This window comes from Microcystis sp. LE18-22.4A, from assembly GCF_027531105.1.
GTDB lineage: Bacteria > Cyanobacteriota > Cyanobacteriia > Cyanobacteriales > Microcystaceae > Microcystis > Microcystis aeruginosa.
In genome coordinates, this window is the sequence record NZ_JAPZRB010000078.1 from 1 (window position 1) to 13,729 (window position 13,729).

At 44.3% G+C, this 13,729-nt stretch carries 12 protein-coding genes and 1 pseudogene; 7 read left to right on the forward strand and 6 right to left on the reverse strand.

Features of this window, described 5'->3' with window-relative positions; genetic code table 11:
• Positions 1 to 580 precede the first annotated feature (580 nt).
• Together O9295_RS03410 and O9295_RS03415 are read left to right on the forward strand one after the other, a co-directional pair.
• Positions 581 to 2,401, forward strand: coding sequence for an EAL domain-containing protein (locus tag O9295_RS03410; protein WP_147068637.1), 1,821 nt, complete (start codon positions 581 to 583; stop codon positions 2,399 to 2,401).
• A gap of 632 nt (positions 2,402 to 3,033) precedes the next feature.
• Positions 3,034 to 4,035 carry a phosphoribulokinase gene (locus O9295_RS03415; protein ID WP_012266619.1) on the forward strand — a complete coding sequence of 334 codons (1,002 nt, stop codon included), beginning with the start codon at positions 3,034 to 3,036 and terminating at the stop codon, positions 4,033 to 4,035.
• Between the two features lie 51 nt (positions 4,036 to 4,086).
• On the opposite strand, the gene O9295_RS03420 is transcribed toward O9295_RS03415, so the two are convergent.
• Complete coding sequence (locus O9295_RS03420; protein ID WP_012266618.1) at positions 4,087 to 4,800, reverse strand: response regulator; 714 nt, start codon at positions 4,798 to 4,800, stop codon at positions 4,087 to 4,089.
• A gap of 750 nt (positions 4,801 to 5,550) precedes the next feature.
• Positions 5,551 to 6,630 carry an S-methyl-5-thioribose-1-phosphate isomerase gene (gene mtnA / locus O9295_RS03425; protein ID WP_288031713.1) on the reverse strand — a complete coding sequence of 360 codons (1,080 nt, stop codon included), beginning with the start codon at positions 6,628 to 6,630 and terminating at the stop codon, positions 5,551 to 5,553.
• Between the two features lie 220 nt (positions 6,631 to 6,850).
• Between mtnA and O9295_RS03430 the strand changes: the two genes are divergently transcribed.
• The 3 genes and pseudogenes from O9295_RS03430 (at position 6,851) to prmC (ending at position 9,355) form a co-directional block, all read left to right on the forward strand.
• On the forward strand, positions 6,851 to 7,285 hold the full coding sequence (locus O9295_RS03430; RefSeq protein ID WP_287730936.1) for a hypothetical protein: 435 nt from the start codon (positions 6,851 to 6,853) through the stop codon (positions 7,283 to 7,285).
• Between the two features lie 387 nt (positions 7,286 to 7,672).
• A pseudogene (locus tag O9295_RS03435) lies at positions 7,673 to 8,465 on the forward strand (Tic22 family protein).
• A 5-nt stretch (positions 8,466 to 8,470) separates the two neighbouring features.
• The gene (prmC, locus tag O9295_RS03440; RefSeq protein WP_288031719.1) at positions 8,471 to 9,355 is read left to right on the forward strand and encodes a peptide chain release factor N(5)-glutamine methyltransferase; all 885 of its coding nucleotides are present in this window, start codon (positions 8,471 to 8,473) and stop codon (positions 9,353 to 9,355) included.
• Here prmC and O9295_RS03445 read toward each other — a convergent pair.
• The 4 genes from O9295_RS03445 to O9295_RS03460 form a co-directional block, all read right to left on the reverse strand.
• Positions 9,352 to 9,888, reverse strand: coding sequence for a hypothetical protein (locus O9295_RS03445; protein ID WP_288031721.1), 537 nt, complete (start codon positions 9,886 to 9,888; stop codon positions 9,352 to 9,354). The two genes, prmC and O9295_RS03445, sit on opposite strands and share 4 nt — an antisense overlap.
• Positions 9,852 to 10,553 (reverse strand): orotidine-5'-phosphate decarboxylase, encoded by a 702-nt coding sequence (pyrF, locus tag O9295_RS03450; RefSeq protein ID WP_288031724.1) that lies wholly within the window; start codon positions 10,551 to 10,553, stop codon positions 9,852 to 9,854. The genes O9295_RS03445 and pyrF overlap by 37 nt, the downstream gene beginning before the upstream one ends.
• Before the next feature lie 128 nt (positions 10,554 to 10,681).
• Complete coding sequence (locus tag O9295_RS03455) at positions 10,682 to 11,146, reverse strand: MEKHLA domain-containing protein (protein ID WP_287107981.1); 465 nt, start codon at positions 11,144 to 11,146, stop codon at positions 10,682 to 10,684.
• Between the two features lie 22 nt (positions 11,147 to 11,168).
• Positions 11,169 to 12,350, reverse strand: coding sequence for a M20 family metallopeptidase (locus O9295_RS03460; protein WP_288031728.1), 1,182 nt, complete (start codon positions 12,348 to 12,350; stop codon positions 11,169 to 11,171).
• Positions 12,351 to 12,577: 227 nt separating this feature from the next.
• Here O9295_RS03460 and queF point away from each other — a divergent pair, with 227 nt between their 5' ends.
• Together queF and O9295_RS03470 are read left to right on the forward strand one after the other, a co-directional pair.
• Positions 12,578 to 12,973 carry a preQ(1) synthase gene (queF, locus tag O9295_RS03465; RefSeq protein WP_002740916.1) on the forward strand — a complete coding sequence of 132 codons (396 nt, stop codon included), beginning with the start codon at positions 12,578 to 12,580 and terminating at the stop codon, positions 12,971 to 12,973.
• Between the two features lie 418 nt (positions 12,974 to 13,391).
• Positions 13,392 to 13,592, forward strand: a complete 201-nt coding sequence (locus O9295_RS03470; RefSeq protein WP_288031731.1) for a hypothetical protein — start codon at positions 13,392 to 13,394, stop codon at positions 13,590 to 13,592.
• Positions 13,593 to 13,729: the final 137 nt, after the last annotated feature.

Here is a 13,729-nt window from a genome sequence, read left to right on the forward strand (position 1 = left end):
GTGGGGTGTGGGGTGTAGGGTTTTACCGATTCTCATCTGGTCAATTACCTAATTTTCAGAGAAAAAGTCCCTGAATTTTCCCCCTATCTCTCCCACAACTGGTACTTTTTGATTGACAAAAAGTCTAAAAGTCTTACCCAACAAGGTTTTTAGATTTATTCAGCAAGCCCTATCTAAATTACTCGTTAAGACCCCCTAGAAGCGGGGTCAGCTTTAAGCCAAGGAATTAGGGGTACAGTTAGTTTTAGATAATTTTGATGCTGGCTATTCCTTCTTAAGTTATATTGATAAATATCCCCTCGACAGCTTGAAGAGCGAACCTTTATCCCATCTTTACCATCAAAAACCGAGCATTTAGCCATGTTATCGACTATAATCGGCCTAGTACAGCATTTGAAGAAGTACAAGGATTTTGGTTGACTCAGGCCTTGAAACCAGAAGATGTGACTCAATTCTTGTTAAGTAACTGTTCCGAATCACACCCAACACTTTATTGAGAAAATAAATTAAGTCAAAGACGAATAAGCCATGACTTTTTGAGGGAGCATATTAACTTATATTTTGTCGAGGTACCGAAAAAATGATTAATGGTTCATCCAATTCCCGTTATCTCCTCATTGTGGAAGATCCTCAAGGGAGAAGAACAATTACCCTAGAAGACATGAAATATTCTCTCGGCCGTAAGTCCGATAATCAAATTGTTCTTCGCTCCAAATACGCGTCTCGCTATCATGCGACTTTAATTAAAAAGAGTATTGATCGCCAAAATTTTTCCTATTGGATTCTTGATGGTGATTTAGAGGGAAATAAAAGTCATAATGGTATTTATGTCAATGGGTCTAAATGCTTGGTTCATGAATTAAAAGATGGTGATTTAATTAACTTTGGCTGTGATATAAACGCCAGTTTTCATTTAATAGCCAGTCAAGAAAAAATAGAGCAAGCACCGGTTAAAAGTTCAGGACAGCTACGAGTGGATCTGACGGAAAATGAAGCAAATTATAGCCGGGATGACCTCCACACAAAAAGTACCCTAATTCTCCATCATTCCCCATCCCAGACCATTAGTTTTGATAACAGGACTCAAGAGGAATCTTTCCTAGATATTCTCACGAATTTGCCTAACCGTTCTATCTTTAATGAATATCTGTCAAATGCTATTAATAATGCCCAGAAAAGTAATCAAATGCTCGGTCTGTTATTAGTGGATGTAGAGCGGCTAAGAAATGTCAACAATCGACTAGGTTATCGACTGGGAGATAACCTATTAAAAATCGTCAGTGAACGGTTAAGAAAAAATTTGAGATCGGGGGATATAGTCGCTCGTTGGGGAGGGGACGAATTTATTATCCTGCTGCCACAAATTAATAAGGCTAATGATCTGGAAAAAGTTAGTCAAAGAATTATTGAAACCCTAGAAAATAATTACGAAATCGAAAATCACTCCCTAGCCGTGCGATTCAATTTAGGTTCAGTTATCTGTCCCCCCGTCGGCACAGACAGAAAAATAATTTTACAGAAACTGGAGGAAAATTTAGTAGCGGTCAAGAATAATATCAATAATAACTCCAAGATAGAGTCAGTTAATGTTCACCCTAAAAATACTCGTAGTTCTAAAGTTGAATATTTTCTCTATCAGGCAATCAGAAATAATGAATTAGCTCTTTACTATCAACCGCAAGTTAATATGACTCAGTGGCAAGTGGAAGGGTTAGAGGTATTATTGCGCTGGTTACACCCTCAATTCGGATTAATCGCTCCTAATCGTTTCTTACCCTTAATCCAAGAAAGCGAGTTAATCCTTGAGCTTAATCGTTGGGTGCTGAAAAATGCCTGTCAACAAGCACAAATATGGCAGCAGCGAGGATTATTATACACTCCCATCTCGATCAATCTGTCCCCGCACCAATTGCGGGATCCGCAGTTGCTCACCATCCTCAAAGAAGTCTTGACTGAAAGCAAAATCGGGCCTTTCTTTCTGGAGATGGAAATAACCGAGACAAGTTTACTAGAAAATAGCCGCGAAACCGGTCGAATTCTTGGGGATTTGCAGGAATTGGGTATTAGTATCACCCTTGATGATTTTGGCAGCGGTTACGCGTCGATCGCCTATCTCGGTCAATTTTCCGTGAAAAAACTGAAAATAGAGCAATCTTTAACGAAAAACCTGAGTAATAATCCCCAAGATACCCGTTTTATCTCGTCATTGCTGGCGATAGCGAAAAGTTTTAACTTAATAGTGATCGCCAAGGGAGTAGAAACCCAACAACAATTAGAAATCCTGCAAGAATTAGGTTGCGAGAGAATGCAAGGCAATCGCATCAGTGGCCCTCTAGCAGTGGAGGAAATGACTAAATTTCTCCACACCCACCGCAGCCTGTCAGTAATCAGTGATCAGTGATCAGTTACCAGTTATCAGCTCTGGGTTTTTAGTAAGGAGGAGTAAATAGGGTTTGCGGCAAAAAGCTTTTCCTAGGGGCAGGGTGTGGCCCCCCCAACCCCCCCGACATCGGTACAGGTGGGGTGTGGGGTTTTACCCATTTTCAGGTGGTCAATTACCTAATTTTCAGGGAAAAATTACCTGAATTTTCCCCCCAATCACTCCAATGGTCGGCACTTTTTGAGGTCAAAAAAGTCTAAAAGCCTTATCCAAAAAGGTTTTTAGATTTATTCAGCAAGCCCTAAATAGCATTAAGTACCTAAGCAAAATTAATTACACATATCTAACCACCTCTTGCCTCTTGCCCCTTGCCTATCTTCACTAGGAAATTAATTTTGCACGACTACTTAACAGTGCTGTCCTTTCACTGATCACTGTTTACTGATAACTGATTACTGATAACTGATTTTGGTCACTGATTCCGGTATGATCTGAACAGAATATCTAGTATCAAATACCTACTCATTCTAGCGTGAGGCTCTTGCCGAACCTGTCAGCAGCAGCAATTTGTGGCGGCGGGGTACTGCTGGATCCAGAGTCTGGTTTAATTACTACTATGGGTTAACAATTAGTCGTGTATTTAGAGGGAAACTATGGCCAATAAGCCAGAGCGCGTGGTTCTAATCGGTGTAGCTGGGGACTCCGGTTGTGGGAAGTCTACTTTTTTACGTCGTTTGACGGATTTATTCGGGGCCGAGTTTATGACAGTGATCTGTTTAGATGACTACCATTGTCTCGATCGCAAACAGAGAAAAGAGGTGGGTGTCACCGCACTCAATCCGAAAGCGAATAACTTTGACCTGATGTACGAGCAGATTAAAGCTCTCAAGGAAGGTCAAGCCATTAATAAACCTATTTATAATCATGAAACGGGGATGATCGATCCCCCCGAAATCATCGAACCGAATAAGGTAATCGTGATCGAGGGACTGCACCCCTTATATGATGAACGAGTCCGGGCCCTATTAGATTTCAGCGTTTATCTCGATATTAGCGATGAAGTCAAAGTTAACTGGAAAATTCAACGGGATATGGCCGAGCGCGGTCACACCTATGATGATGTGATGGCGGCTATTAATTCTAGAAAACCGGATTTCAGTGCCTATATCGATCCCCAAAGACAGTACGCTGACGTGGTGATTCAAGTGCTGCCCACCCAATTACTTGAAGATCACGAAAGTAAGTTACTACGGGTCCGTTTAATCCAGAAAGAAGGGGTGGAAAACTTTGAACCCGCTTATCTGTTTGATGAAGGTTCCACCATCGATTGGCGGCCCTGCGGTCGTAAATTGACCTGCGCTTATCCCGGCATTAAACTCTACTATGGTCCAGATGGCTTCTTGGGGAATGAAGTGTCGATTCTGGAACTAGATGGTCAATTCGATAACCTCGAAGAAATGATCTACATCGAAAGCCATTTGAGCAAAACCGGCACTAAATACTACGGTGAAATGACGGAATTACTGCTCAAACACAAGGATTATCCCGGTTCTACCAATGGTACGGGTTTATTCCAAGTGTTAGTCGGTCTCAAAATGCGTGAAACCTACGAAAAACTAATGGCGGCCGAATCAAAAGTGGCAGCCCAAGTCTAGTTTCTAGTTTTGACCGAGCCGGCATCCTACCCAGGTAGGATGCCGGTTTTTTTAATCCACTAATCCCGATCGCAGGGCCAGCACTGCCGCTTGAGTCCGATCATCCACAGAGAGTTTATTTAAGACATTGCGGACATGGGTTTTCACCGTGCCGATGGTGATATAGAGTCGCTTGGCAATCTCGGCATTACTACAACCCGCGACAATCAGATCGAGAATTTCTCGCTCTCGTGCCGTTAGGGGGGCATTTTCCAGCAATTGGTGATATTCTCGGTCAACGCCTTGAATTATCACTGTTTTGGTCCCGGCAGCCGCACCGACGGGAACATTTTGGCGCACTTGTTGCAGAACAATATTGGCGATCGCAGGGTCAAGCCAATGATTGCCTTCGTGGGTGGAATAAATCGCCTCGATTAACTTATCAATGCTAATATCCTTCATACAGTAGGAATCAGCCCCAGCACTAAAAGCCGCTAAAACCTGTTCTTGGGTTTTGTGCATGGTTAGCATGAGGATTTTCGTGGCCAGGGGGTCTTCGCCCCGATTTTGTTGGAACCGTCGCACTAACTCGATCCCATCGATCATGGGTAAACCTATATCGATGATCGCCACATCGGGTTTAGTCTCCTCTAGCAGTTTCAGTCCCTGTAATCCACTGATCGCTTCCCCTACCACTTGGATACCTTCCCGATGCTGGAGAGCCACCACTAAGCCCATGCGGGTTAAATCGTGATCTTCTACAACGATAACCCGGACTTTATCCATATTTTTTGACCAGTTTCGCCGAAGTAAGTGATGATTTGATAATTTTGGCTTTTCGATTATTAGAGCCGCTCCTTAACATTGACTTCACTCCCTTCCTCCTTCTCTGAATTCCGCTTTCTTATTCTTCATTCGGCAATCCCCTTTTTCCGGTTGATTTTATTGATACTTACTAAAAGCAGAGATGGCAAATATACTTAGCCTCCCCTAAAATATACTCAAATCTACCCAAATCACCCAGAATTTTCTGCTTTAATTATTTCTTTATAATATCATACAAATCTCGATTATGCAAGGATTTGGCTTTTCTGGTTTCTGTGTGGAAACGAGGCCTATACTGATAGTTGATTTATTCACCAAAATAGCCCTAAAAGTCTTTCCCAGTAAACATTTCAGAATTTCATCGGCAAAAATTATTACACAAAGTCGAGAAGAGCCAAGATAATTTTAAGAAGAATACATCTTTGAGCTGCTTGGATTTTCATAGAATAGAACCAAGCTCTGGTTTAATTAATTTTTTAGCCTATTGGGACTTAGGCATTTTCGTTCAAAAAAGGATACATTTGGAGACTCATTGGGACTTAGGCATTTTCGTTCAAAAAAGGATACATTTGGAGACTCATTAGGATTATTAAGCAAGGAGGCAAAATTATTTGTAGGATGGGTTAGCGGTAGCGTAACATGAGCCGGCGTTGGGTTTCATGCTTCAACCCAACCTACGTTCTAATTTTAGTGAGTATCTTGTCGAAAAATCTAGCGGGGGCATTCATCCGACATTTTAGGTAAAAAAATTAATTCAGCCGGTGTTACCGCTCCTTTTTCCGTGATGATAGCGGTGATTAAAGCGGCGGGAGTAACATCGAAAGCGGGGTTATAAAAGTTAACATCTCTAGGGCAAAGGGTAGTTGTCCCCACCTGATAAATTTCGGCACGATCGCGCTGTTCGATCGGTATCCCCGTACCATCCTTAAGGGAAAAATCCACCGTCGATAGCGGCGCGGCCACATAAAAAGGCAGATTATGAGCTTTTGCCACCACCGCAAGGGAATAGGTGCCGATTTTGTTAGCCGTGTCCCCATTGGCCGCAATGCGATCGGCCCCAACGATCACCGCATCGATCAGTTTTTGCTGCATACAGTGGGCCGCCATGCTATCGGTGATCACGGTGACGGGAATTCCCTCCCGCAGACATTCCCAGGCGGTTAATTTTGCCCCTTGCAGCCGCGGCCGGGTTTCGTCTGCATACACTTGTATTAATCTCCCTGCTGTCCAAGCGGAACGAATTACCCCTAAAGCAGTACCATAACCGGCCGTGGCTAGGGAACCAGTATTACAGTGGGTTAAAATTGTCAGTTTTTCCGGTTGCTCTGGCAGCGCCAATAAACCATGGTGACCGATCGCCCGACAGGTTTCCACGTCTTCTTTTTGGATATTTTGGGCAGTTTCAAGGAGATTTTTGGTAATTACTGCCACTTCTGGGCCACTTTCCCTGGCCACTTTTAACATTCGCTCGATCGCCCAGAATAAATTCACCGCCGTCGGCCGGGTTTGGGCTAATCGATCGGCTATTCTAGTTAAATCAGCCAGAAATTCCTCTGTCTGGTCGGTGGTAATTTCCTGCGCTCCTAAAACCATACCGTATGCAGCCGCCACCCCGATCGCCGGAGCGCCGCGGACAATCATCGTTTCGATCGCCCGGGCCATGGCTTCACTGCTGGTGATCTCAACTTCCCCATACTCCATGGGTAAACGGGTTTGATCGATCAGCCAGACTTTATTATCTTGCCAACGCACGGGATAGATTGAGTTACTCTCGCAAGTGGTTGTGGTCATAAACATTTTTAGATTGAGAATTAGCTAAATTTACCACTATAGCAGCGGCCTTTCTCCACGGCTGATCAGCAGTAAAAACTATTTTGTGTTTTTTTGTAAAAAGTAATTTTAAATACAGAAACTTTTTTTAGAATGTATAGATAAGTGACTAGGAAAAATTGAAGAATACTTTCTCACCTAGCCCGACCTTTTATACTAACCGATTAAGAGGATAATTACCGTGAAAACAGCGAAATATCCCGAAAAAATTGCCGCTCTCTGGACAACATTCCTCTTGGGAACTCTATTTCACACCCAACTGGGTTTAATGCCGCTTTTCCATGGTCAATCGATCGTCGAGAGTCATCAAACCAGCAATCTCGATCCGATTTTCTGGGGAATGTTGCTCTTTTTTTTGCTGCCAATGTTAGCGATTATCGGGGTCAATTTTAGCGAAAGTCGCTCCTTGAGAAAGTCCCATTTCTGGCTGACAATTCTCTATTCTGTCTTGAATTTAGCCCATCTGATCGCCGATCTTCTGGTCAGACCGATCGCCTGGTATCAAATCGCTCTCATGGCAATTTTATTGATCATCGGACTGATTTTAAATCTAGTTTCCTATCAATGGCTGCGGTTAGCGATCGCCCATCCGCGCGATTTCTCGGAAAGTCATTAGCAGTGCCAAGATCAAGGGGTAGCCAGTTGACTAACTGATTCAGACAAGAGGAGGCCTTTTGATCTCAAGTTGGTGCTTATTAAGGCAAAAGCAAGCTTAAACCGTAGCTAAAGCGATTTTTTTGAAAATATAGCTTAAAAAATCCAATTAATCCCTATTATTCCCCAGATCAGTCCGTAAATTGCCCCTATTTCCTGGCCGCCGCTGCGACCACATCTCACCAAATATGGAGCTTTTTAGCTATGATGGTTCAGAAGCAAGCCAATAAAGGGAACTTTCGGGGCTTGTTATTCATCAAAAAACTCCTGATCGCAGGAGTCAAATAGACTATATAGTTCAGATTAACGGCAAATATTGGTTAATAGTAATAACGAGGTAATTATTTTGATGAAATCTCTCATTCGTTGGACAGCAACTCTTGGTTTAGTAGGAACGACAATGTTGACTTCGCTGCTGGGCAGCTATTCTAAAGCACTCGCTTTACCGGAAGAACAAATCGTCAAAACCTTGCAGTCTGTACCTGTCTTCGCTATTGCCGATGATCAAGGAGTTCCCCTAATTGCCGTGGGAGAAAAAGAACAGAAATTCACGGGAGTTTTTATCAGTCGGCAGGACGCACAAAACTTTTTTGAACGACTGAAAAAAGAGAATCCTGAAGTGGCCAGCAAAGTTAAAGTTCAGCCTGTTTCTTTGGCACAGGTCTATAAAATGCAAACCAGTCAAACCGATCAAAATCGTCTAATTATCGATTTTGTTCCCAAAGAGTCGGAAGTAGAATCGGCGAAAAAACTGCTCAGTGAAAGAGGTCAACAATATCAAGGTGGTGTACCTTTGTTTGTGCCGAAAGCAGGAAAAGAGAGTAATTTTCTGGTGATCAGTCGCAATAATCAGGATTTTATTCCTTTCTTCTTTGAAAAGGCCGCCGCTTTGCAAATGGTAGAACAATATAAAAAAGCTAATCCCGCAGAAGCGGCCACGGTGAAAATTGATGTTATTCCCTTAGAAAATGTCATCGCCACCCTACAACAAAGCAACGATGAAGCTTTAACTAAAATTCTCCTCTATCCTAGCCAAGAAACGATTGATTTTATTCGGGCAAATAGCAACCAAAATGCTCCCAAACAACCGCCAGCAAAGCCCTAATAATAATACCAATAATCCCCCCGCCCCCAATCGTTAAGTCTTGTGTCTGCTAGTATTTCCGGTCAAGAATTAAGTCAATGGCGCCAACAGGCGATCGCCGATTTAGAGCAAGCGCAACTATCTCCGAAAGAAGTGGATATCTTTCTGCAAGCAGTGACAGATTTAGATACTCTTTCCCTGCGCTTACAATCCTTTCGCGAACGAGAAAAAATCCCCTTGAGTTATTCTTGGTCGGAAATTACTAAACGCTGGCAAAAACGCCTGCAAGCAAGGGTTCCCTTACAGTATTTGCTCGAATCGGTGGTCTGGCGTAATTTTACCCTCAAAGTCTCCCCAGAAGTCTTAATTCCTCGTCCCGAAACCGAGTTATTAATCGATATTGTTGGCGAAACCGTCAGAGGAGACGACGGGGGAATCTGGGTAGATCTGGGAACCGGTAGCGGTGCGATCGCTATTGGTTTAGCCAGTATCTTGACAAAAGCAGAGATATATGCTATTGATTACAGTCAAACGGCTTTAGCGATCGCCAAAGAAAATATCATCAATACGGGTTTTGCCGACAGAATTATCTTAAAACAGGGTTCTTGGTGGACACCCCTAGAGAAGTGGCAAGGACAGATTAGCGGTATGCTGTCCAATCCTCCCTATATTCCCAGTGCAGAAATCCTTGACTTACAAATTGAAGTGCGGGAACATGAACCCCGTTTGGCCCTCGATGGAGGTGAAGACGGATTGACCGCGCTGCGCTATCTAGTGGCCACTGCTCCCGATTATCTGCGATCGGGAGGCCTTTGGCTAGTGGAAATGAGAGCCGGTCAAGGGGAAAAAGTAGCGCAAATGCTGGAAAATCAGGGCAATTATCGACAAATTCAGATTATTAACGACCTAGCAGGTTTCGATCGCTTTGTTTTGGCCGAGCGAATTTAGCGCAATGCAGCCGCTTCGCAGTCCCGCAGCCAGAGACGCACCGCTTGGCCGATGGTGCCTTGGCTGGTTTCTAGGGGAGGTAAGGGGACTTGAGCGGGTTCAAGGGCAGCTAATTGACTGTAAACCGTCACTAATCGCCATCCTTCCCCAGTTTTAGTTAAAAATAACCAGTGATAATTCTGGAGAGTGACAGAGCGATTTTTGCCATACTGACGCTCTAAAGTCGTAAAAAAAACCTGTTGAGTGTCATCGGCAATTTGACCAGAATATTGACTGGCAGTTAAAGGTAGGGGTGCAAATTCAGGACGACCGGCAATAATCACAAAAACCGGTGTAGATAATTTTTGGTCGATTTGGGAGCGGGTAATAACTCGATTAGCATAACTGGGTAAATCTGACAAGAGGCGATCGACTAAAAGATTTAAATCCTCCGGACAGCTAGAAAGAGGACGACTAACTGCTGGCAAGTTAATCCCGAAAATAACCAGTAATACAGCTAAATATCGGCTAATTCTTGACAAATTTTTGCCCATGCTACCTTTGGCTCCTCGGCACCGGTGATCGGTCGTCCAATTACTAGATAATCAGCCCCAGCTTTAAGCGCTTGGGTTGGAGTCATCACCCGACTTTGATCCCCTTTGCTTGACCAGGAGGGACGAACTCCGGGGCAAACTAAGAGAAAATCCTCTCCACAGACGCGCCGCAATTGCGCCACTTCTTGGGGAGAACAAACCGCGCCATCAATTCCCGATTCCTTGGCCAATAATGCCAGATTTAAGGCATATTCCGATAGTTCTAGGGGAATTTTGAGGTCGAGGGCTAATTCGCGGGCGTTAAGGCTGGTTAAAACGGTGATAGCGAGAAGTTTTGGCGGCGATAGCAGGTCAGAGATTGCCCCCTTAGCCGCCGTCAGTGCTTGCCGTCCGGCCGTAGCGTGCAGGGTGAGTAAATCCACTTGATAGCGACTGGCGGAACGACAGGCCCCGGCGACCGTATTGGGAATATCATGAAATTTTAGATCGAGAAAGCTCTTTTTTTGTCTTTCTTGCAGAATCCCTAGAATTTCTGCACCGCTACTGACAAATAATTCTAGTCCCACTTTCCAAAAATTGACTTCCGGCAACAGATCAAGCAGTGCGATCGCTGATTCTAAATCCGGCACATCGAGAGGAACAATAATTCGGTCTGAGTTGGTCATATTGGGGTGATACAGTGGGGGTGTGGGGTGTGGGGTGTGGGGTGTGGGGTGTGGGGAGAGGGAAGCGGGGAGAGGGAAGTGGGGAAGTGGGGAAGTGGGGACGGAGTTTAAAGGCAGTACAGCTTAAATCAGAGAAAAATCCAATCAGCAAAAGTGGCAGCCTGTCCGCAGTAAATGCCATCACGATCGATGATATTCCAAACGATCGCTTTTTCAATGCGAAATAGTTGACCATTTTTCGTGATCCTTACCCCGTGATAATCGTTGATATAGCCCTGTTTTTTGACTAAATCTAGCATTTTTTGGCGTTCTTTGGCGATTTCCTCCCCCTCTACCGTCGCTCGCGAAGGAGTTGTTAATAATTCTGGCCAAGTTAAACCCCAGAGATCGAGGGCACCGCGATTACCATAATTGAAGATCGGATTAGTTTGTGTACCGTGGGAAACCAGCACAAAAGGGGCATAAAAGAGCATTTTACTCTGTTCTTTGCCAGTACCGATCCGGGGTAAAAGCGATCGCCCGATTAACCGTTCATAATTATCCAGCAGCAATTCCGTCCAAGCTATAATAGCTAAATCTTCCCAAATTTCCATAAAATTATCTTGAAAAACCGGTTTAATCTTGCCGTTGCCAATATTTATAGGCCGCGTAGGCTAAAGTAATCACTCCCGTCAGAATTGCCGACTCATCCACTAAAAATTCCGGATGGTGAAGGGGGGGATTGAGGAGGTGAGGAGAACCCACTCCCAGACGGAACATTGTCCCCGGGGCCTGTTGCAAATAAAGGGAAAAATCCTCGGCCCCCATGGAGGGTTCCGAGAGAATTAAAACCCGATCCCTTCCCCAAGCTTCTAAACCAGCTTCTTCGACTAACCGGGTTAAAAATTGGTCATTTTGCACCGATGGCACGCCCCGGCGATATTTTACTTGACATTTAGCGTTATATGTGCTACAGACATTCGTGACCAAACTCTCGATCCATTCCGGGAGATGGGCGTGGGTTTCTGGGTGCAGCGATCGCACGGTTCCCGCCATGCGTACCTGATCGGCGATGACGTTGGGGGCGCGACCACCGCTAATCTGCCCGATGGTGAGGACAATGGGACGCAAAGGGTTTTGAGTCCGACTAATTGCCTGTTGTAAAGTGGTGATTACTTGCGAAGCGATCCAGATAGCATCGATCGCCTCGTGGGGCCGGGCCCCGTGGCCGGATTCCCCTTGAATAAAAATCTCCAGATCGTCGGCAGCTGCAGTTAAGGCCCCGTAACGAACTCCGATCGATCGGGCCGGAATCGAGGGGAAAACGTGCAGCCCCAAAACGGCGCTGACATCCCGCATCACCCCCTCCCGGATCATCCAATTGGCCCCCTGGGCGATTTCCTCTGCTGGTTGAAAGAGAAAGCGTATTTTTCCCCCCAAAGGTTCCGAGAGACGGGAAAGCACCATCGCCACCCCTAAACCGACGGTAGCATGAACATCGTGACCGCAGGCGTGCATAATCCCCGGTTTGCGGGAAGCAAAGTCTAAATCGGTTCTTTCTTGGATCGGTAGGGCATCCATATCGGCGCGGATGGCTAAAATCCTTCGATCACTGCCTTTTCCCGCCAATTCTCCCTTAACTCCCGTTTTTCCCACCGCTTCCTGCACCGATAGACCACAGGAAGACAAAACCCCGGCAATATAGGCGGCCGTTTGATATTCTTGCCCACTTAACTCTGGATTCGCGTGAATGTGGCGGCGAATCTCCACTAATCGGGGTGCGAGACTCTCGGCTATGTTTTTAATCTCGGAGAGCATGAAACCAGTTTTACAGTATCTTTAGAGTTAATCATAGAGCATTTTTTACCTGAAAATTCGACTTGGCTGATTTTAAGTCTGCATTGTCTTCTCGGCATTCTTTCAACCCTGGACTAAGCTAATTTGTCAATAGGATGCAGGAGTTACTATTCATCTGTTGATTCGGTAACGCCTCTTGAGAGAATATTCCAGCTATGATAGGAAACATTGTCTAGTTAGGAAAAAACATGGTTCAGTCTTCCGAAAAAATTGAAGTTAAGTACGGGGAAAGAGAAATTGCCGAAGGAACATTAATTACTTTCCCCAATCCACGCCCTGGCAGAAATTACGATATTCAGATCACTCTGCCGGAATATACCTGTAAGTGTCCCTTTTCCGGTTATCCCGATTTTGCCACTATTTATCTTAGCTACGTTCCCGATCAAAAGGTGATGGAATTAAAGGCGATTAAACTTTATATTAATAGTTATCGCGATCGTTATATTTCCCACGAAGAAGCAATTAACCAAATTTTAGATGATTTGGTGGCCGCTTGCGAACCCTTGCAGATGAAAGTTAAGGGGGATTTTCATCCCAGAGGTAACGTACATACCGTGGTGGAGGTGATGTATAAAAAAGAATAGCATAATTGTCTAGTTTGGGGATGGGGTTGCCTCCATCCCTTGCTGTTCTAGTTTTTGTTGTTCAAGTTTTTTTGCTGTTCGAAGGTCTGTAGCCAGTCAACAGGAGAAGATGCTCAAGCAGGTTATATCGCTATCTTGTCCTTTGTCTGATAAGTTTTATACTAAATCCGTTGAGTATAGGCTTACATATCAGGACAGGCACTCATGCAAGAGGCAAGAGGCAAAAGGGAGAATAAATAATCAGTTTTTAATAACCTGGTTTAGTATTACTCATCGAATCTATCCTCTCCTTTCTGTTGTTCGTGTCTCTATGGTTGATCCTTAACCCTTGGCACAACCCGAAAGAATTGTAAAAGTTAGGGTCATTAAAAAAAGCTGGGATTATCATTAAAGTAGTCCGAATCGTGATCCTGATTTTATGTCCCAGAAAAATGAAATTCTTCCGCTGCTGTTGACGGTTATGGTGACATCGACACTTTTAGGAGGAATTGCTTGGTGGTTGCTCAACAAAACCTTTCCCAATTTCAATGATCGATCTAATTCTTCTTCCTCCTCGAATAATCAAATTTCTGAAACTTTAGGTGCAGTTAAAAATGTCCCAGAAGGATTATTTAACTAGGGTTTGCTGAATAAATCTAAAAACCTTGTTGGGTAAGACTTTTAGACTTTTTGTCAATCAAAAAGTACCGGGCATGGGAGTGATCAGGGGGAAAATTCCTGGACTTTTTCCCTGAAAATTAGGTAATTGGCCCCCTC

Excerpts from the sequence above, each read along its gene's own strand:
- O9295_RS03455 (WP_287107981.1), bottom strand. The coding sequence starts at position 11,146 with ATGGAAATTTGGGAAGATTTAGCTATTATAGCTTGGACGGAATTGCTG.
- O9295_RS03420 (WP_012266618.1), bottom strand. The coding sequence starts at position 4,800 with ATGGATAAAGTCCGGGTTATCGTTGTAGAAGATCACGATTTAACCCGC.
- queF (WP_002740916.1), top strand. The coding sequence starts at position 12,578 with ATGGTTCAGTCTTCCGAAAAAATTGAAGTTAAGTACGGGGAAAGAGAA.
- O9295_RS03460 (WP_288031728.1), bottom strand. The coding sequence starts at position 12,350 with ATGCTCTCCGAGATTAAAAACATAGCCGAGAGTCTCGCACCCCGATTA.
- O9295_RS03470 (WP_288031731.1), top strand. The coding sequence starts at position 13,392 with ATGTCCCAGAAAAATGAAATTCTTCCGCTGCTGTTGACGGTTATGGTG.
- O9295_RS03410 (WP_147068637.1), top strand. The coding sequence starts at position 581 with ATGATTAATGGTTCATCCAATTCCCGTTATCTCCTCATTGTGGAAGAT.
- mtnA (WP_288031713.1), bottom strand. The coding sequence starts at position 6,630 with ATGACCACAACCACTTGCGAGAGTAACTCAATCTATCCCGTGCGTTGG.
- pyrF (WP_288031724.1), bottom strand. The coding sequence starts at position 10,553 with ATGACCAACTCAGACCGAATTATTGTTCCTCTCGATGTGCCGGATTTA.
- O9295_RS03445 (WP_288031721.1), bottom strand. The coding sequence starts at position 9,888 with ATGGGCAAAAATTTGTCAAGAATTAGCCGATATTTAGCTGTATTACTG.
- O9295_RS03415 (WP_012266619.1), top strand. The coding sequence starts at position 3,034 with ATGGCCAATAAGCCAGAGCGCGTGGTTCTAATCGGTGTAGCTGGGGAC.